Origin of the sequence: Salinispora sp. H7-4, assembly GCF_013416675.1 — a bacterium.
Lineage (GTDB): Bacteria > Actinomycetota > Actinomycetes > Mycobacteriales > Micromonosporaceae > Micromonospora > Micromonospora vitiensis.
This window is the reverse complement of sequence record NZ_JABZED010000019.1, coordinates 1-19021: the sequence shown is the minus strand read 5'-3', so window position 1 is coordinate 19021 and position 19021 is coordinate 1. Positions and strand designations below refer to the sequence as shown.

14 protein-coding genes are annotated in these 19021 nt (G+C 67.9%); 8 read left to right on the top strand and 6 right to left on the bottom strand.

The features are described 5' to 3' along the window. The first annotated feature begins 173 nt into the window (after positions 1–173). From H0524_RS12640 to H0524_RS12630, 3 genes are all read left to right on the top strand, one after another. The gene (locus H0524_RS12640; protein ID WP_180198831.1) at positions 174–575 is read left to right on the top strand and encodes an acyl carrier protein; all 402 of its coding nucleotides are present in this window, start codon (positions 174–176) and stop codon (positions 573–575) included. Beyond that, positions 572–2167 (top strand): long-chain-fatty-acid--CoA ligase, encoded by a 1596-nt coding sequence (locus H0524_RS12635; protein WP_180198830.1) that lies wholly within the window; start codon positions 572–574, stop codon positions 2165–2167. The genes H0524_RS12640 and H0524_RS12635 overlap by 4 nt, the downstream gene beginning before the upstream one ends. 114 nt (positions 2168–2281) lie before the next feature. Then, positions 2282–3058, top strand: coding sequence for an NAD-dependent deacylase (locus H0524_RS12630; protein WP_180198829.1), 777 nt, complete (start codon positions 2282–2284; stop codon positions 3056–3058). Between the two features lie 246 nt (positions 3059–3304). Here the strand turns inward: H0524_RS12630 and H0524_RS12625 are convergent, their stop codons facing one another. Both H0524_RS12625 and H0524_RS12620 read right to left on the bottom strand, forming a co-directional pair. Continuing rightward, complete coding sequence (locus H0524_RS12625) at positions 3305–5707, bottom strand: ABC transporter permease (protein ID WP_180198828.1); 2403 nt, start codon at positions 5705–5707, stop codon at positions 3305–3307. Further along, positions 5701–6465: an ABC transporter ATP-binding protein gene (locus H0524_RS12620; protein ID WP_180198827.1), complete on the bottom strand. Its 765-nt coding sequence runs from the start codon at positions 6463–6465 to the stop codon at positions 5701–5703. Before H0524_RS12620 ends, H0524_RS12625 begins: the two co-directional genes overlap by 7 nt. 169 nt (positions 6466–6634) lie before the next feature. Here H0524_RS12620 and H0524_RS12615 point away from each other — a divergent pair, with 169 nt between their 5' ends. After that, entirely contained in the window at positions 6635–7792 is a 1158-nt protein-coding gene (locus H0524_RS12615) for a sensor histidine kinase (RefSeq protein WP_309225090.1), read from the top strand. Then, positions 7789–8457 (top strand): response regulator transcription factor, encoded by a 669-nt coding sequence (locus H0524_RS12610; RefSeq protein WP_180198825.1) that lies wholly within the window; start codon positions 7789–7791, stop codon positions 8455–8457. The genes H0524_RS12615 and H0524_RS12610 overlap by 4 nt, the downstream gene beginning before the upstream one ends. 263 nt (positions 8458–8720) lie before the next feature. On the opposite strand, the gene H0524_RS12605 is transcribed toward H0524_RS12610, so the two are convergent. The 3 genes from H0524_RS12605 to H0524_RS12595 form a co-directional block, all read right to left on the bottom strand. Next, positions 8721–9182 carry a hypothetical protein gene (locus H0524_RS12605; RefSeq protein ID WP_180198824.1) on the bottom strand — a complete coding sequence of 154 codons (462 nt, stop codon included), beginning with the start codon at positions 9180–9182 and terminating at the stop codon, positions 8721–8723. Between the two features lie 215 nt (positions 9183–9397). Then, positions 9398–9787, bottom strand: coding sequence for a hypothetical protein (locus H0524_RS12600; protein ID WP_180198823.1), 390 nt, complete (start codon positions 9785–9787; stop codon positions 9398–9400). Between the two features lie 662 nt (positions 9788–10449). After that, on the bottom strand, positions 10450–11724 hold the full coding sequence (locus H0524_RS12595; protein WP_180198822.1) for a M23 family metallopeptidase: 1275 nt from the start codon (positions 11722–11724) through the stop codon (positions 10450–10452). Between the two features lie 1138 nt (positions 11725–12862). Here H0524_RS12595 and H0524_RS12590 point away from each other — a divergent pair. The 3 genes from H0524_RS12590 to H0524_RS12580 are packed head-to-tail and all read left to right on the top strand — an operon-like array spanning position 12863 to position 16748. Further along, positions 12863–13594 carry an NUDIX domain-containing protein gene (locus H0524_RS12590; RefSeq protein WP_180198821.1) on the top strand — a complete coding sequence of 244 codons (732 nt, stop codon included), beginning with the start codon at positions 12863–12865 and terminating at the stop codon, positions 13592–13594. Beyond that, the gene (locus H0524_RS12585) at positions 13591–14742 is read left to right on the top strand and encodes a 5'-methylthioadenosine/S-adenosylhomocysteine nucleosidase (protein ID WP_180198820.1); all 1152 of its coding nucleotides are present in this window, start codon (positions 13591–13593) and stop codon (positions 14740–14742) included. Before H0524_RS12590 ends, H0524_RS12585 begins: the two co-directional genes overlap by 4 nt. Continuing rightward, a complete protein-coding gene (locus tag H0524_RS12580; protein WP_180198819.1) occupies positions 14739–16748 on the top strand; it encodes a hypothetical protein in 2010 nt (669 codons plus the stop codon). Before H0524_RS12585 ends, H0524_RS12580 begins: the two co-directional genes overlap by 4 nt. A 324-nt stretch (positions 16749–17072) precedes the next feature. On the opposite strand, the gene H0524_RS12575 is transcribed toward H0524_RS12580, so the two are convergent. Next, entirely contained in the window at positions 17073–18641 is a 1569-nt protein-coding gene (locus tag H0524_RS12575) for a CBS domain-containing protein (RefSeq protein WP_255435921.1), read from the bottom strand. Positions 18642–19021 lie beyond the last annotated feature (380 nt).

Sequence of the window (19021 nt, the reverse complement as noted above, 5' to 3'; positions counted from 1 at the left end):
ATCGTCCTGCGTGCCGGATCAGTAAGTGGGGCGTGGGCCGGACCGGATCAGCGTCGGGTCAGCATGACGTAAAGATCAACTGATCTAATAGTTAGACCGGGACGAGAACCCCACAACCACCGGGCTGAGGACCGCTGCGCAGTTCGTTGTCGTTCATGATGGGGAGGAAATGAATGACCACCACACGCGCTCCAGCCGTCGAACGACTGAGGCACCTGCCGGTTTCCGAGCGCCGCGCCGAGCTGGAATCCATGGTGACAGAACAGTTCCGGGCGGTACTTTCCATTCCGGACGACGAGCCCGTGCTGTTGTACGAGAGCCTGTTCGCACTCGGCATGTCGTCGGTTCTCATCGGCGAGGTGCAACATCGCCTCTCCGACCTGCTCGGTCAGAATCTGCACAGTTCCGTGCTATTCAACAGTTGCACGGTCGCCCAGGTGGTCGACTACCTTACGACCGACGTGCTGCCCGACATGTTCCCGCAATCCGCTTCGCCGCCGACCGCGCTACCACGGGCGATGACCCGGGTGCTCTGGGACAACGTTCTGCACGAGATGGGCGCCGAGGCGGCATGATCTCCCACGAGCACACCATCGCCGCGCGCATCGCGGAGCACGCCCGACGCCAGCCGGACGTGGACGCGATCCTCTTCGAGGACATCCGGGTCAGCTACGCGGAGTTGCACGCGGAGAGCAACCGGGTCGGGCATGCTCTGCTGCGTGACGGGCTCGGCCGAGGCTCCCGCGTCGCCTATCTCGGCCGCGAGTCGCACCACTTCTACACGATTGCCATCGCGTGCGCGAAGATCGGCGCGGTGCTGGTGCCGGTCAACCCGCGACTGACCACGGTGGAGATAAACCACGTGCTGCGCGACTCCACTGCGGAGATCCTCTTCGTCCAGAACGAGTTCGGGTCGGTAATCGAGCCGCTGCGGGCGGACCTGGCCGCGCTGCGACACCTGGTCGACATGGACGCGACGGGAGACCGCTACGGCAGGTTTCTGCGGTGGTTCGCTGGCTGCCCGCCGCACGACCTGGATATACCAGTGGGCACCGACGACCCCGTGGCGCAGATGTACACCAGCGGCACCACCGGACTACCCAAGGGCGTCATACTGGCTCACCGAACATTCTTCACGTTCATCGACAACATGCGACGCGCCGACGTGGACTGGATCGACTGGCGGCCGGAGGACCGCAGTCTCAGCGCCTTTCCTGGCCTGCACGCCGGCGGCTACGCGTGGTTCATGCACAGCCTGAACGTCGGCGCGACCAGCATCGTGATGCAGTCGTTCGTGGCCGGCGAGGCAGGCGCCCTGATCGAACGTCATGCCGTGACCATCCTGTGGGCCGCGCCCGCCATGCTGCAGATAGTGCTGTCGGAGCCGGACGCCGGCCCGCATCGGTTCCGGTCCCTGCGCAAGATCGTCTACGGCGGTTCGCCGATCTCCCCGGAGCTACAGGAACGCTGCATGCGCGAGTTCGACTGCGACCTGGTGCAGGCGTACGCGGCCGCCGAAACAGGCAGCTTTGTCACCTGCCTGCGCGCCGACGAACACACCCCCGGTCACCCCAAGCTCGGCTCGGCGGGGCGGATCTGTCCCGGCAACGATCTACGTATCCTCGACGAGGCCGGCGTCGAGCTGCCGCCCGGGCAGCCAGGCCGGATCTGCGTACGCACCCCGGCCGAGTTCATCGAGTACGCCAACCGGCCGGACGAGACCGCCGCGATGAAGGTCGACGGCTGGCTGCGCATGGGCGACAGTGGCTACCTCGACGACGACGGCTACCTGTATCTGCGGGACCGGATCAACGACACGATCATCGTGGCCGGGCAGAACATCTACCCGGTCGAGGTCGAGAACGTGATCCGGACCCACCCCGACGTCGCCGACGTGGCCGTCTACGGCGTACCGCACCCGCGCTGGGGCGAGGTGGTTCACGCGGCCGTCGTGCTGGCCCCCGGCGCGCAGGTGTCGCCACGCCAGTTGCTGCTGTTCCTCCGCGGCCAGATCGCGGACTACAAGGTGCCGGTGGGGTACCGATTCGTCGATGACCTCCCGCGCAATCCCACCGGCAAGGTGCTGCGCCGGGTGCTGCGCGCCGAGGACGGTGGCGTGCGCGCACCTACCACCGGCGCCCCGCGCACCGCCGACGTCGCCTCCTGACCGGCCGGATGGACAGGTGATCGGCCATCTCGCCAGGAGTAGGCATCGACCACGACGGCGAGCTAGCGGAACCCTTCCCCGGTGCGCTGGTAGGAGGTGGCAGGATCTCCTCGCATGGAAGGTGTTCTGCCGCACCGAGCCGCCCAACTCCTCAGCGACGCCCGCCGGGTCGTCATCTTCACTGGCGCCGGCATCTCCGCAGAGAGCGATGTGCCCACGTTCCGCGACGACCTCACCGGCCTGTGGGCGCGTTTCGACGCCCAGCAGCTCGCCACCGCGGAGGCGTTCCACGCCGATCCGGACCTGGTCTGGGGCTGGTACGAGTGGCGACGCGCCCGGGTGCGCCGCGCCGAGCCCAATTCAGGGCATCTGGCTATCACCACCATCGAATCCCAAACCGCCGACACTACCGTCATCACGCAGAACGTCGACGACCTGCACGAACGCGCCGGAACCCAGGCCGCGATCCACCTACACGGCAGCCTCTTCACACCCCGCTGCGTGGGGGCGCCGGCTCACCCGGCAACCTTCCCAGACCCACCCGACGGCGAGGCCGCAGAACCGCACGAAGGCCGCCGCATCTCGCCGCCCCGATGCGCCTCCTGCCGGGCGCTCGTCCGCCCAGGCGTGGTGTGGTTCGGTGAGGCACTGCCCGAGACCGCGTTGACCGCAGCGGCCGAAGCCGTCACCGCCTGCGACGTGCTGCTGACGGTCGGCACCTCCGGCGTCGTGTACCCGGCCGCCGAGATCCCCCGGATCGCGGCAAGCTCAGGCGCCACCGTGATCCAGGTCAACCCCCAGCCGACCCCACTGGACCAGATCGCCGCCATCAACCTGCGCGGCACCGCCGCACAGGTCCTCCCGACCCTGGTCGCAGCCGCCTGGAAGTAGCTCAGGAGAGATATCGGCGCCGCCACGACGATCAACAACGCCGAGAGCAGAGGCTGACGCCCCGCGATGGACTGGGCCCGCACGGCAGGGACCGGCTCCATCGCCGCGATCCTGCCAGAGATCGACTCGTCCCACGGTCCACGGTCCACGGTCCTCGGTCCTCGGTCCTCGGTCCTCGGTCCTCGGTCCTCGGTCCTCGTAGGCTGGGGCTGCCGGCTGCGCTCCTCAGAACCGCGGCACGGAAGCTCAGCCACGGTGACGCAGTGACCGCCAGGCCGGCAGTGCGCTCGCCAGCACCGCCAGGAGCAGGCAGAGCCCCACCACCGCGCCGACCATCGACCACGGCACCACCAGGTCGACCGGTACGCCGGCCTGTTCGGCGAGGCCGGCACGGACGCTCAACAGACCGCCGAACGCGATCGCCCCTCCGAGCAGCGCGCCGATCAGCACCACCAGGGCGGACTCGGCCGTTACCAGCCAGATGACCTGTCTCCGGGTCGCGCCGGCCAGCCGGATCAGCCGCAAATCGGCCACCCGGCCGGCGGCGGCCATCAGCAGCGTGTTCGCCACCGCGACAGCCCCGTAGCCGGCCGAGACACCGATCAGCAGCAGTGTGAAGAGCCAGACGAGGCGATCCTCGGCGCGGTCCACCTCGGCTGCCCATTTGGATACGTCGACGATCCGCGCTCCGACCGGAGGGTCGACCCGGTCCTGGACGTACACCGCGGAGGTGAGCGCCGAGGAGTCGTGCGCCCGCACCACCGACCGGGGCAGTAGCAGGTCACCGGGGATCGAGTCGTCGGTGACGACCGCGACGACCCGCAACGACACCACCTCACCATCAGCGAAGACCAACGCGTACGGCTCGGTCGGTCGCCGGTTCGCCGAAGCGGAAAGGACCACCGTGTCGTCGCCGCTGAGGTCGTTCAGCGAGCCGGCAACGACGGCGAGCGCCCGGTTCGCGGCGGCGAAGCCCGCCGGGTCAACGCCGAGCGCGGTCAGTGGCCGGTTCTCCGGCGGCGTGCTCGGGTTGTTCTCGAAGACCGTCGTCGGTAGGAGGGCGGTGCCCCCGGTCGCCGCTACGGCGTGGTCCGACAGGCCTGGTGCGCGATCGGGCACGACGACCCATCCGGCGTTCACATTGCCGGCCCGGTCCGCCGCGTAGGCAGCCGTGGTGGTGCGCACCATTCCGGCGACCAGCACCGCGAACGCGACCGTGAGCAGCACCGGGGCGGCGATCGAAGCGGTCCGCCGGGTCGCGGTCAACGCCCCGGCCCGGACCAGCATCCCGATCGCGCCACCCGGTCGACGCACCGGCGACCGCAGCATCCGCACCACCGGGCCGACGACCGCCGGGGCCAGCACGGTGGCACCGGCCACCAGGGCCATCACCGCGTAGAGGGCGTACGTGGCGGCGTCGCGGGCCTCGTCGGACGTCGCGGTGCCGAGGCTGAGGGCGACCCCCGCCGCGACGAGGAGCGCCCCGGTGGCGACCCGTAGCCGCCCGATCGGTCGCTGTTCCACCGCCGCCTCACGCAGCGCCTCCAGCGGGCGTACCCGTGCCGCTCGGCGCGACGCCGACCAGACGGCCAGCAGCGCGACCACCGGGCCGGCGGCCAACGAGACCGCGACCGGCCAGGGTTCATACCGGACCTGGAAGGTCGCCGGCTCGAAGCCGACGTCGACCAGCAGCCGACCCAACACCGGGGCGAGCGTCGCGCCGGCCACGAGGCCGGTGAGCCCGGCGGCGGCGCCGACGACGAACGCCTCGGCGTGGACCATGCGGCGGATCTGACGGGGCGTGGCGCCGACGGCGCGCAGCAGTCCCAGCTCACGGCGACGCTGCGCGACGGTGAACGCGAAGGTGGAGGCGACCACGAAGACCGTGACGAAGCCGGCAAGGGCCGCCGTGGCGGTGAGCACCTGCATGCCGATCCAGCGGGTACGGGCGTCACCCCGAGGCTCCAGAGCGCTGCGTCCGTCGCCGGTCAGCGCCCGTCCGTCGCCGCCGACGACACCGCGGGCCGCCTCGGCGACCTCCCCGGGATCGGTGCCCGGCGCGACCAGCAAACCGATGGCCAGGACGCCGGGCGCGAGCGCGGCGGCAACCTCGTCCGCGACGTATACGCCGGGTGCATCGACCAAACCGGTGACGGTGTACGGCTCCGGGCCCGCCGCCGTGAGCAGGGTGATCGGCCCGCCGGGACGCAGCCCGAGCGCGCGGTCGACGACCACCTCGCCGGCCTGCCGGGGCGGCTCGCCGGCCGTGAGGCGGAGCCCGCCCAGCCGGGTGCTGGACCAGCCGTGCCCCTGGTGGGCGTCCTCCCGCTGCCCATCGGTGGCCGGGGGCCGCCCGTCAACGAGCGTCTGGGCGTAGAAGGTCCGGTCCGGCACTGCCGCCGCAACGCCCGGCACCTCGGCCAGCCTGCCGGTGAGTTCCGCCGTCCTGGCGGCGGACCAGGGCCGGGTGGGCGCGAACGAGTCGGCCGGCGTACCGGCCTGGGGGCTTTGCACCACGACTGCCGCCTGCGCCAGTCGGTCGGGCACCTGTGGACGGCCGGAGGCGAGCAGCAGGGTCGCCGCCGCGACCAGGGTGACGCCGATGGCGACGGCCACGAACGCGCCGGCCGACCGCCGGATGCTCAGCACGACGGCTCCACGGCGCTCCCCGCCGGGACCGTCTCCCGCTCGGCGATCCGCGCGGCGACGGCCGCGGCGGTGATCCCGCCGGTCAGCTCGTCCACGACGCGGCCGTCGGCGAGCAGGAGGACCCGATCGGCGTACCCGGCGGCGGTGGGATCGTGGGTCACCATCACGACGGTCTGCCGGTGGTCGTCGACGAGTGCACGGAGCAGCCGGAGGATCTGCCGGGACGCCGCGCTGTCCAGTGCCCCGGTCGGTTCGTCGGCGAAGACGACCGCGGGACGTGTGATCAGCGCTCGGGCCACGGCGACGCGTTGCTGTTCGCCGCCGGACAGTTCGCTCAGCCGGTGCCCGGCCCGGTCGGCCAGTCCCACGGCGTCGAGTGCGGCGGTGACGTCCCGGCCCGGGGGGCGGCGCCCGGCCAGGCGCAACGGCAATTCGACGTTCTGTGCCGCGGTCAGCGTGGACACCAGGTTGAACGCCTGGAACACGAAGCCGATCCGGTCGCGGCGCAGCCGGGTCAGCTCGTCCTCACCCAGGTCGTCGAGGCGTCTGCCGTCGATCGTGACGGTCCCCTCGACTGGCCTGTCCAGCCCGGCCGCGCAGTGCATCAGGGTGGACTTCCCCGAGCCCGACGGGCCCATCACCGCCGTGAACGTGCCGCTCGCGAAGCTGGTCGTCACGCCGTCGAGCGCTGTCACCCGTCGGGCTCCGGTGCCGTACACCGCGCGCAGCCCTGTCAGGGTCACCGTCTGTGTGGTCATGACCGCCAGGGTGCCGGCTCCGGCAGGTGCCGCGCGTCGTACCGGCGCGGTCACTTTCCGGCCCTCCCCCGGACGGAGCCCGGGCCCGGGACGAGCCTGGACGTCGTACCCGAGGATGACCACCCGCAGGTGGACGCGGCCGGACCAGCCCGCCGATACCCTTCGACGGGTGACCACCCTCCTGCTGACCCGGCGGCTGCGCCCGGCGGAACTGGCCACCGTGGACGCCGTGCTCGCCGTGGCGGTCGGCGGGCTGCTCGGCCCGTACGCGGCGCTGGAATCACCGCTGCGCGGTGGCGTACACGAGCCGCTCTGGGTGTCGGTGCTCGTCGGGATGGCCCTCGGGCTGCCGTTGGCCGTCCGGCGGCGGTGGCCGATCACCGTCGCCGTCGTGATCAGCTCCGTCGCCACCGTCGCCCTGATCACCGGCGTGGTTCCCAACTATGCCGTCGCCGCGCCTGCGATCGCCATCGGTCTGTCCTGCTACACGGTGGCCCTGTTGGCGGGCACGCGTCGATCGACGCTCTGCGCCGCCGGTTGTCTCGCTCTGGTGAGCGTCGCCCTGGTGCTGACCGAGAGCGACCTCTGGTCGCGGACCGGCGCGGTCGTCTACGCCACCGTCATGGTCGCGCCCGCCTGGACGATTGGCTGGCTGGTCCGCGAGCGACGCGCCCTCGCCGCCCGTCAGAGCGAGCACCTGGTACGCCAGGCCGCCGCCGAGGAACGGTTACGGGTGGCGCGGGACCTGCACGACGTGGTCGCGCACACACTGAGCCTCATCGTGGTGAAGGCGGCCGTCGCCAACCACGTCGCCGAGGCCGAGCCCCGCGAGGCGGGGGCCGCCCTGCGGGTGATCGAGGAGACCGGCCGCAACGCGCTGACCGACGTACGCCGGGTGCTCGGCGCACTGCGCGAGGACACCCCGTACGCCCCGACGCCCGGGTTGGACGAGCTGCCCGCGCTCGCCCGGCAGGCGGCGATCGGCGGTGTTGACGTACGGCTCGACGTACGGCGGGAGAAACCGGCCAGAGCGGTGCCGGAGTCGGTGGGCCTGGCGGTGTACCGGATCGTGCAGGAGGCGGTGACCAACGTGGTGAAGCACGCGGCACCGGCCTCCTGCAGGGCAACGGTGACCGTCACACCGCACGAGGTCAGGGTCGAGGTGACCGACGACGGCCGCCGTTCGGTCCTGATCGGCGGGGAGGGACACGGGTTGGTCGGCATGCGGGAACGGGTGACGTTGCACGGGGGCGAGTTCCGCGCCGGGCCACGCTCCGGCGGCGGCTACGCGGTCACGGCCAGCCTGCCCTGCCGGGTGGCCGCGTGATCCGGGTACTGATCGCCGACGACCAGGCGCTGCTGCGTGGCAGTTTCCAGCTGTTAGTCAATTCGAACCCGGACTTCACCACGGTCGGTGAGGCGGGCACCGGCATGGAGGCTGTGGCGCTGACCGCCGAGCACCGGCCGGACGTGGTGCTGATGGACGTACGGATGCCCGAGATGGACGGCATCGAGGCGACCCGACGGATCTGTGGCGACCCTGCCACGTCCGGCACCCGGGTTGTCATCCTGACCACGTTCGACCTGGACGAGTACGTCTACGGGGCACTGCGCGCCGGAGCCAGCGGGTTCCTGCTCAAGGACACCCCGCCGGCGGACCTGCTGGCCGGCATCCGGGTGGTGGCCGCCGGCGAGGGGCTGCTCGCGCCAACGGTGACCCGCCGGCTGATCGACGAGTTCGCGCGTCGGCCTGAGCCGGCCCGGCCACTGCCGCGACGGCTGGAGGGGGTGACCGAGCGGGAACGGGAAGTGCTCACGCTGATCGGCCGTGGCCTGTCCAACGCGGAGTTGGCCGGGCACCTCGGTCTCAGCCTGGCCACCGTTAAGACGCACGTGGGGCGGTTGTTGACCAAGCTGGCGGTTCGCGATCGGGCGCAACTGGTCATCGTCGCCTACGAAACGGGCCTGGTAGGGCCGGGCGGCCTCCGCTGAGCCGACCACCCTCCGAACTGGTAGGGAGTCTTGTCACGGATGCAGGCCCAGAAGATGTTGAGGCGTTGTCTGAACAGGGCGGCGGTGTCTTGGCGGTGGGTCGCCACGGGCAGACAGATCGCGGCGGTCGTCGCGTCGACCGATGGCGCCAAGCTGGTCGCGATGGACGACACACTGCCTCCGAAGCTCGACATCTCCCGCCGGCTACACCCCGGTCCAGCCTGCGCGAGGGTGAGGAGTCCCATGCTCAGATGGAACCACGCCTACCCGCCAGATTCCGCTGCCACAAGGTCAGCGCCGGGTCCACCGCAGCAGCCGATGTGAGCGACCCACGCGAAGATCGTCCGCGTCTGCTCCTGGTAAGCGGCGTTGTAGCGGTGATGACCTTCGAGTAGGCGGTAAGCGCCTACATATCGAGGGTCACTGAACTGCTCGAGTCGAGGCCCGCCGGGTACATGAACCACAACGATCGCCGGCAGCCGAACCCCAGCCTGGATCGCACGTCGGAGGCTTTCAATCTTGGCGATCCCTTCAGCGTCATCGGGGTCATCGTGGAGCTGCCGTTTCTCGATCTCGGCAACGGGGATGTGCTCCTTGCGGAAGCAGCGCAACTCGTCGCTGGCGTCAAAGATCCCATCGAGGTTCTCCACCGTCGAATCGTGATGGTGGTCCGGCACCTCAGCGTTCAACGCCTCCAAACTCCACCACACGGCGTTCGTTTCCATGCTGGCAGAGAGTACGGGCAGCAACGAGAGGACTCACGGTCCGGCAACCACGCCCTGCGCGGTGATCGTTCTGCTTGACACAATGCGTAAAGCGTCCTAGGAGGATGGCCCTCAAACGCCGTCGGCCAAGACCGGGATCAGCCAGGCGGCGACCGGGCACGGACGGGTATCGCCGGAGGCGTGGCCGGGTTGACGGCACTGTCAGACAGGGTCTCCTAGAAGTCACGCCACTCGTCGAACCACTGGTCGGCCAGCTTGCGCAAGGCCACTTCAGCTTCGTCGGCCCGGCCCGCGTGGTCCTGCGGGAGCTTGTCAATGGTGCGGACCGCGCTGGCGTATGCCTTACAGGCGGCAGCTCCGCCTCGGGCCTCGTCGTCGACCCAGTCCCGGAACGGGTTGTTCAGGTTGGCGGCCCGCCACGTATCGGGCTTCGCTCCTTCGATGACCAGGCGCACCCGGGAGCCGCGGTACCGGGCTTTCAAGGCGGGCGAAATCGATCGGAGTAGACCGCTGATGCTCAGCTGCGTCAACGAGGCCAGGTCTGGCAGGGTGTCCGCGTCCAGACCGTAGCCATCGACAAGCTCAATGACAGCAAGATGGGTCAAACTGGCCAGAGCAGCGGCGTCGACCAAGCGTCCTGGGGGCTTGCGCCAGACGATCCGGATGCTCTCCAGTTGCTTCAGGCCCGCCAGGGCACGCGTAGGCCGAGGTCACACGGGCTTCGACACCGATGACCTGGCATGCCCCAAATCCACCGTCTGATAGCCGCATCACGGCGACGTCGCCGGGTCGGACCGCTCGATCAACCATCCGGCGAAGCTACCCGACCGGTACGACCAATGCGCTCTCCCGACCTGTGCGTTGAGGGGCGGTTGAAGTATGAGCCGCCCAGCACTCCAGCCGTAGATCGCGATCTCTGCGTGGCGGTGCCGGCCGCAGGTGGAGCATGGAGAAATCGTTCAGGCCGGAAAGGGCCTGGCCGGCCGCGATGAACACCAGCACCACCGCTGGCTGTCCTGGCGACGCGCGACGGTCTTTGCGATGCTCGCACATGCCCTGCTCGCTGTCACCGCCGCCGAGCAGGCCCGCATCCCAGCACCGGACGGTCTGATCGCGTTGACCTGCAACGAATCCGGTGCCTACCCGTCGCCCACGTCATCGAACCAGCCCGCCGCGTCGCCTGCCCGAACACCTGGTCAACCTGGCGACGCGGCCACCCACACCGCGCCAAAGCCAGCCACTACCAGCACCAACACATCCATAACCATCACGATCTACGGCTGGAGTACCAGAAGCCGAAGGGTTGGGCGGAGAGCAGGACCTCGGTCCAGCCGGAATCGGTCACCCTGCCCTGCCCGTACAGGTCGCTGCCGTTGTTGTCGTAAGGGTCCCGGTCGCCGTATCGGTGCAGGGCGCCATCGCTGGTACGGCCGAAGAACGTACCGGCGCCGGGAGACAGCAGGTGAGTCATGTTCTGCCAGGTACTCGACGTGAGCTCGCCGGACTCCCAGCTCCCCACTCCATTAATCTGGTACGACATCAAACGGCCGTCCGAAACCGTACCGAGGATCCAGTCCGGCCCAGTCGTGGCCAGCGTCTCGAGAGTGAAACCACTGTCGACCGTCACCCAATTGACGATCTCACTGCCAGCCGGCTTCATCGCGGTCACCTCGTGGCGTCGCAACACCCCCGCCGACGTGAGTCCATACAGACCCTCGGCACCGTCATAGGAAAGATGAGTGTACGTCCATCCGCCACTAAGAATCTTCACCGGCGGGTTGAACACCAACGACTCATTGTTCGTGATCACATCAACCCGATAGAGGTCCCCCTCCGTCGAGGTCAACAGAATCGTGTTGAAGTTCAGCGTCGCCATCGCCTTCGGCGTGAACCCCAACGCCACACCCGACGTCATAGCTCTCAACAACCGACCCGAAACCGACTCGACCAACGAATAGGTCAGCCTACCGTCCGGCAGGATTCCGTAGATGGAAATATCGCCACAATTAGAACTCACGGCATTGACCGGTGGCGACAGCGGCTCCCCGAGGGGAAAACCGTCCGTCGTAATCTCCGAGCGGATGCCGTTGAAGTAGGTCTCCACCTTGGCACCTTCGCGCAACTGCTCGTGATGCAGATGAGGGGCGCTTGAGTTGCCGGTGCTGCCCACTTTGCCGAGCAGTTGCCCTTGCTGGACCGATTGTCCGGTGGAGACCACCGGGGGCGACTCCATGTGCAGGTAGAGCGACTCCCAGCCCTCGCCGTGGTTGAGCTGGACGTGCCAGCCACCGCCACCGTCCCAACCAGCATACGAGACGGTACCGGCGGCAGCCGCGAGAATAGGTCGGCCGGCCGTGGTGCCATTACTCGCGAACATGTCGACGTCGTAGTCGTCATGACTGCGATAAGTGGAGAGCTCCCATGATTCGCCGCACGGGAATGGAAGCTGGAAGGAAGGCCGCACACCGTCGGCCCGAGCCTCGGCCGGACGCGCTGTCTCGACCACCACAGCACCGTTGACGGCGAGGGCCAGGGCGGCCAATGCCGCCGGAAGGAAGCGACGTATTCCAGTTTTCGAAGGCATGGGTCTCCTCAGGGGTTCGCTGAGATGTGCTGGGATTGAGGCGGCCGCGGCCACCAGCTCCCCGCCCCATTAATCTGGTACGACATCAAACGGCCATCCGAAACCGTACCGAGGATCCGGTCCCCCTCCGCCGAGGTCAACAGAATCGTGTTGAAGTTCAGCGTCGCCATCGCCTTCGGCGTGAACCCCAAACGCCGCACCCGACCTCACCACCTGCGAAAACTGGTCCGAGTCATCCTCAATGGCCGAGTACGTGGGCCTGCCATCCGACACCACCCCATACGCCGACACCGGTGACGGCCAGATGGCTTTAATGATGATCTCCGCATCGCCCACCTGCTTACGGTACCGATCCGGGTGGGCCGAGACCCGCACAGCCTGACACACCTCCCCGATCGGGGCAGTCAGCAAGGAGTCATTCGGAGACTGATTAGACACCTTTTCCAGAAACGCATTGCTGGCCCACATGGGTCCAGCCGCTGCGCAGCTACGGCTGGAGTACCAAGCCCTGCTCTCCCCCACGGCCCGCATGCCGATGCGGCCGCCGTCGAGGCCACGCGCGAGGTCGGCATCGACGTCACCGACCAGACCCGCAATCCTCGAGTACGAGACCGTCGAGTCCTCCAACGTCATCGCCACCGTGGGCTGCGGCGACGCCTGCCCCGTCGTCCCCGGCACGGGCTACGAAGACTGGAAGCTCGAAGTCCCCGCCGGCAAGGGACGTCGACGCCGTCCGTCAGATCCGCGACGAAATCCGTGCCCGTGTCGAGAAGCTTCTCACGGAACTTCGTCCCACCGCCGCTACTCGGAGCTGATGCCTCAAAGGGCGTACTCGTCGACGCTCCGTACCGAAGTGATGACGGCTGCGACTCTCCCTGCGGGCGCTGGTCACGCCACCTGACTCCATCGCGGGCCTCCTCCGGCTCGTCGAAGGGCGCCCGAGGCCAGAGCGCCACCGGCGCTTGCGCGCTACCACCCCGTGAGACCACATCACCGCCGGACTCACTCTTGGCAATCTGGACGCTACTTCAAGTGTCGGCAACGCGACAGCTTGGAACCATTTCTTGTCAAATCGACAAAAAGCTATGGTCGAGCCGTGCCCGACGACACTTGGAAACCACCCCGGATCCTGCTCACCGTCGATCTCGTGATCCTCACCCTGCGCGGTGGCCGTCTGCACCTGCTTCTCGTGCGGCGCGGCGTCGAGCCATTCGCTGGGCGAGCGGCGCTGCCTGGTGGGTTCCTCGCCGATGAGCACGAGGACATCCTCAGCGCCGCTCGCCGGGAGCTACGGGAGGAGGCGGGACTCACCGACATCCCGCACCTGGAGCAGCTCGGTACGTACGGCGACCCCGACCGTGACCCTCGTGGACGCGTAGTCTCCGTCGCTCACCTCGCCGTCGTGCCGCGCCTTCCCGAGCCCATCGCCGGAACCGACGCCGCAGCTGCCGAGTGGACGCCGGCCGACGATGTACTCGCCGCGCGGGTACCGCTTGCCTTCGACCACCTACGCATCGTCATCGACGGGGTCGAGCGTGCCCGTTCCAAGTTGGAGCACACGGGGCTCGCCACCGCTTTCTGCCCCGAGGTCTTCACCCTCACAGAGCTGCAGCAGGTATACGAGGCTGTCTGGGGCACGCCGCTTGATCCCCGCAACTTCTACCGCAAGGTCCAGGGCACGAAGGGCTTCGTGGTCCCCGCCGGTCCACCCCGCGCCGCGGGCACCGGCCGCCCGGCCCGCGTCTACCGCGCCGGTCCGTGCCGGAACCTCTACCCACCCATGATCCGCACGGCTTCGGCCGTCGCAGTCGGAGGAGACGAGAGATGACCAGACCTGTGGTCGTGCTCACCGCACTGGACCTCGAGTACCACGCAGTCCGCGAACGTCTCACGAAAGTCGAACCGCACGTACATCCGATGGGCACGCGCTTCGAGCGTGGCACCGTGACCGGAGGCTCCAGTGAAATCATCCTCGGCCTTGTCGGCAAGGGCAACCACCCCTCCGCCGTCATCGCCGAACGCGCCATGACCGAGTTCGATCCGGAAGCGGTCATCTTCGTCGGCGTAGCCGGGGCGCTCTGGCCCTCCGTCGGCCTTGGCGACGTCGTCGTGGCCACCCACGTGTACGCCTATCACGGCGGCACCAGCGAAAGCGACGCGTTCCGCAGCCGACCTCGGGTGTGGGAGATCCCCCATGTCTGTGATCAGCTCGCCCGGCATCTTGAGCGGGAACGGGGCTGGGCGCGGGGCCTCGCCGGAGGAGTGCCCCAGGTGCGGTTCGGCCCGATCGCCGCTGGAGAGGCCGTCCTCGACTCGACGTCCTCGCCCGAGGCTAAGCGCATTCGTGACCACTACAACGACGCGTTGGCGGTGGAGATGGAGTCGGCCGGGGTCGCCCAGGCCGCCCACCTGAACCGCTCTTTGCCGGCCGTCGTCGTCCGCGGCATCAGCGACCACGCCGACGGGACCAAGATCCACACTGACGGCGAGAACTGGCAGCCGCGTGCCGCCGCCAACGCCGCGGCCTTCGCCCTCGCGCTCGCCCAGGAGCTCGGGGCGCAGTATGGCTCCTCCCCTCGCCGTCCCCGAAAAGAAGCAGGTGATGAATCGGTGTCGGGCTCTGTCAGAAACGTCGCCAAGGGTAACGCTCGCGTCGGATTTCAGGCACATACCGTTCACCACGCGACCGTCCACGGCGCGCCGAGCGGTCCGGGCCGGGAGACATTCCACGACCAGCTCGCAGACTTACGTGCCTCGCTCCGGAAATGCCATGATGCGGGTGACGTGGACACGGTCACGTACCGCGCCGCGGAGCAGGAAATGGACGCCGCCGCCGCCGAGGTGCCTCCGGCCGACGACGAGGCACGCGGTCGTGCGACAACCGCTCTGCGGAAGCTGCGCGGCCTGCTGCTGGACTGGACGGACCTCGCCACGCGGGTCACAGGGCTCATCGCGGCTTTACGGAATCTGTCATGAGTGCCGGACCGCAGGAGAGATCGTTTACCAACGTCGCGGACGGCGATGCCTGGGTGGGTTTCCAGGCCCAGGAGGTCCACATCGAAGTCGGATACCACGTCAGCGGGGACGACCCACCCGAGCGGCAGTTCGAAGTCGGCCTCCGCTACCTGGAGATCAGCGCACCCTCCGAGGCGAGGGAGCTAATCAGGAAAGCGGTCGCCCGGGGCTACAAGAACTCCCGCGTCAATTTCTACCTGGCACTGGCACTGCTGAGTGGCCGTACCGTGCAGAGCCTGACGGACCAGGAACTCGCGCAGTTGGCACATGTGCGCCGCTGGGCGACGCAACACTCCGAAGATCCCTGGGCCCGGGGCATCAATGTCGTCGGCTCGCTGCTGGACTCGCTGCCGCAGACCACGGCGGAGACTCCCGACCCGGCCGCGATCGGCGCGGTAGTCAAGGAGTTCGAATCACTCGACCCGTCCCTACAGGAGAGCATCCTCAACCACCTCGAGGTCTTCCTGGCCGGCCCGCACCAGGACTGGACCTGGCAGAAGACATTCGCGGCCGCCCGGCGGGACAGGACGGCCAACGACCGGACGCAGCGCGTCTGGAAGTTCTTTCAGACCAAGCCGATACCTCCTCGGCAGGTTTCGCCACCCCCGATCCGCACCGACGCGGCGGACTTCCTGCGCGCCTTCGGCGGTCCGGCACTGCTCCTCGCCACGGGCCTATTGGTGGTCAACCACGCTTGGGCGTACTCGTCGCTTCGCTCGGCCGGCTACCTGATGGTGGTTCTTGGAGCCGCTGTCGTGGCGGTCCGGACAGGATTCACGATCAGACTGGCTCAGCATCGCCGCCGGATCGCCCGCCAACGTCTCACCTTCATACCTCAGCGTGTTCCCGCACAGTTCGACCGGTTCGCCTCAGCGATGGACTCCCTGTTCGGCCGCTACTTTGGACGTTACCTACCGCAGGACATGGGCCGGGAGACGTGGCTGGCGGAGACGGCGGGCATCCGGCAGTCCCTCCGCAATGAGCTGGTCGAGCTGTACCGGGAGAAAGGTGTCGACGCCAAGCGGGTCGCCTGGCTGGTGAGATTCCTCGCCAGCGACGTCAAGCGGCTGTGGCTCAGCGGTGAGCTCACGGCGGATCCGGAGAACTCCCGAGTGCCATCCCCGACGCGGGCCGCCTTCGGCGCGGCCGTGTTCGCCCTGGTGGCGGCCGGGCCGCTGCTCCTGTGGCAGGCCCTCGTCGAAGCACCGTTCACGACGGCGATCGCGATGGCCGGTGTCGTGGCCGGGGCTCGACTCGCCATTCAGGGCTGGTATGCGATCCTTCTCGAGCGCCACCGCTACCGAGACGACCTGCTCCGGCTCCGGCACGACTATGAGGACCGGCAGGCGGCGTACGACAGGTGGGTGCGCAAATTGGAATCGAGGCCCACCGACGCAGAAATGGCGCACTGGCTCGACTGCGATCGCAAGATCCTCCTCCAGGACGCACTGCGGCACTACCGCGTAGCCGCGCAGGACGTGATAGCGCACGCCTTCATCGAGGCGCCCGTGCCCGGGTGCAAACGGGCCCGAGTCAGCAAAGGACCTTGGCGCTACTCGCGATACAAACTTCTCCTCTTCCTGCTCACCAAGGACGGCGTCCGGCAGGTCACGGTCACCCTCGACTTCGGGACCGCGGGATTCGGCGACCAGCAGCGCCTCACCTACCAATACAACTCGGTCGTCGCGGCGCACGTCGTCGATGCCCGCAACGGCGAGAAGAAGCTCTCCCTGACTCTGACGAACAATCCCCGGGACGAGCTGACGATCACCGGTGAGTGGCCAGGCATGCCGGAGCTCGGCGATGACGACCGCATCGCCTCCCAGGTCTCCCTCGACGCCTCGGGCCTCGATCGCACTGTGCATGTACTGGAAGGCATCGCCGCCGAAGGCAAAGAGTGGATCACCCACGAAAGCCGCCGGGAACACGCCGGCCTCCGGCGGCTCGTTGCGGCGATGGAGGACTGACACATGCGGTCCTGACCACTTCGGAGGTCAGGACCGCATTGTGTTTTCAGGGGTAGTCGGGGGGCAAGGTCCCCATCAAACCCGGGGAACATCAAAGTTTCCGAGATACTGGGGGAACCTCAGTGGCGGGTGTCCTCCTCGGCCCGGACAATGTGCACGCTCTGGTCAAGCGGATGCCGGCCGCGACGCGGACGGTGTTGGAAGGGCCGACCGCGACGGTGGACTCTCGCTGCGGCTGCCACGACGCCCTGCAGCCCTCTGTACGGCCACGAACGTCACCCCGACCGCGAGCTGGCACTACTGGTGGGCTCCACCGCTGCCGGATCAGGGAAGAGGGTCGACGGCGTGCAACATGGCGAGTAGACCGTCGATCGCCCCCCACTCGTTCGGAACGGGGTCTGGCGAGAAGTGCATCATCTTGTTGCGGATCTCGGCAACGTCCTTGACCTGCTGAACGAACTGGGCGTGGTCGAGCGGCCAGTCGAGGAGCCGGAATTCCTTCTCGTCCTTGAGGACGTGGACGTAGGCTCCGAAGGTCAAGCTGTCAGCGTCCTTGTGTCTCTTGTTCGTGGCGGCCTCGATGATGTCCGCGGCGATCTTGGACTTCACCCTACGGTGCAGCCGGCGCTCACATTCCTCGATCATGGTGAATGGTCTGGCGATTTCGCCAAATCGGTTGGTCAGGTCGGCAGCTGTGATGATCCCAGCGATCGCCTTCCCGTCTCTCGACCGGATGAAGATGAAGCCACGACCAGATATTTCATCGATTCGTGGCAATACCAGCTCATCGTGGGCGGCATCTGGCACAGACTGCTTCGCCTGATCGACTGTCGGCACCGCCGGATGTGCCATCTGCGCCTTTGCGATCGACTCCCAGCTGATGGCCCCTTTGAAGGTGCCGTCATCGTCGATCACCGCGAGCTGCGAGTAGTTGTAGCGCAGCATCAGTGTTCTAGCCAACGCAGTCGAATCCGTGGGTCGCACCGATACCACTGCGGTGTCCGTCCGCAGCAGGTTGCCGAACCGCAGCGCGAACGGCTTATCCGGGACAAGCTCGTCATCGACAGGCTCATCAGACTCGACTCGAGCACCATCCTCATCGTCGATCAACTCTTCGACTGCGGTCTCGTCTGTGGAGTCGTCAGTCTCGGCACCAGACTTGAAGACACGGATACTGCTGTCGATCCAGCCCTCCGTAAAGGGCGGAACCGTGGTGAGACCGTTCTCGTTGAGGTCACGTTGGATGACAGCTACAGCGGAGCTGGTCCGTCGCCCGGCGTTCCACTGTCGCAGAAGCTCCCGGATGGTCAGTTCCAGGCCGTCCTCAGCTGCGACAGCACGGGCGATGAAGCCATCCGGGGTCACCCACTCGTTGCTGGACATCTCCTCAACGGTGGGACCGGGGTCGGCGCCGGTCTCGGCGAGTGCAGCGATCCGTCTCGCGGCTCCGTTACGTCGAAGCTGACAGATGGTCAGCAGTGACCCCAGACTGTATAGCAGATCTTGCCCGATGGCCGGTCGCGGCAGTGCTCGTTGAACCCAGACGACCGGACGCACGTGGCGCCGATCCGCTGCGGCATCCCGGCGGTATCGGTATCCGCCAGCGATCCGACCGATGGCCACGTGGTCCGGCACGGTCTTCAGGGGCAGCACTACGAAATCGTCGACCGCCATGACCTGGATGAGACGCCACAGCTGCCCGGTCCAGTTCGCCACCACTGTTCGCGAGCGGTTCGGGTATGCCGCTCGAACAACCGCGTGCAGTTCCCTGCGCGTCGCCACCTCGCTGAGGTCGCCCACCTCCGGCCAACCGGCAATGACCAGGGACTGCTCGAGGGCATCCGCCTCGCGCTCGCCCTCTCGTCCTGCGCGGACCATCCACGCCGTCGTCATCGCCCCCCCCAGATATCGCGCGAGACACAGCAGTGTCGCCGAGCCAGCGGCACCGGGACAGCCTACGCAGGCTTTCAAACTGCCAAGCAGTCTTCAACCCTCCCTCGAGACTGTGCCGAAATTTGATGGACTCGATGTTCCCTGGGCGATTCACTCGGGCGGGATCAGGGGAACATGGGCAACTCCTGACATGCGCAGAGTAGACCTCAACAACTAGTGGCCGCGCGGGGTGACGACGGTCGGGTCGGTCGGTGCTCTAATACGGCAGTCGCCGTTCGTGAGGTGACCTCGGGTCCCGCGGGAACGAGGACGGCCACCGCATGATCGTCTGTGTGTTGTGGACACAACATCAGACCTTGCGGTGGCCGAGAGCCACAGCG

Bases quoted from the DNA above. Each gene is read 5' to 3' on its own strand.
- H0524_RS12640 (WP_180198831.1), top strand. From the start codon at position 174: ATGACCACCACACGCGCTCCAGCCGTCGAACGACTGAGGCACCTGCCG.
- H0524_RS12635 (WP_180198830.1), top strand. From the start codon at position 572: ATGATCTCCCACGAGCACACCATCGCCGCGCGCATCGCGGAGCACGCC.
- H0524_RS12630 (WP_180198829.1), top strand. From the start codon at position 2,282: ATGGAAGGTGTTCTGCCGCACCGAGCCGCCCAACTCCTCAGCGACGCC.
- H0524_RS12620 (WP_180198827.1), bottom strand. From the start codon at position 6,465: ATGACCACACAGACGGTGACCCTGACAGGGCTGCGCGCGGTGTACGGC.
- H0524_RS12605 (WP_180198824.1), bottom strand. From the start codon at position 9,182: ATGGAAACGAACGCCGTGTGGTGGAGTTTGGAGGCGTTGAACGCTGAG.
- H0524_RS12585 (WP_180198820.1), top strand. From the start codon at position 13,591: ATGACCAGACCTGTGGTCGTGCTCACCGCACTGGACCTCGAGTACCAC.
- H0524_RS12580 (WP_180198819.1), top strand. From the start codon at position 14,739: ATGAGTGCCGGACCGCAGGAGAGATCGTTTACCAACGTCGCGGACGGC.
- H0524_RS12575 (WP_255435921.1), bottom strand. From the start codon at position 18,641: ATGACGACGGCGTGGATGGTCCGCGCAGGACGAGAGGGCGAGCGCGAG.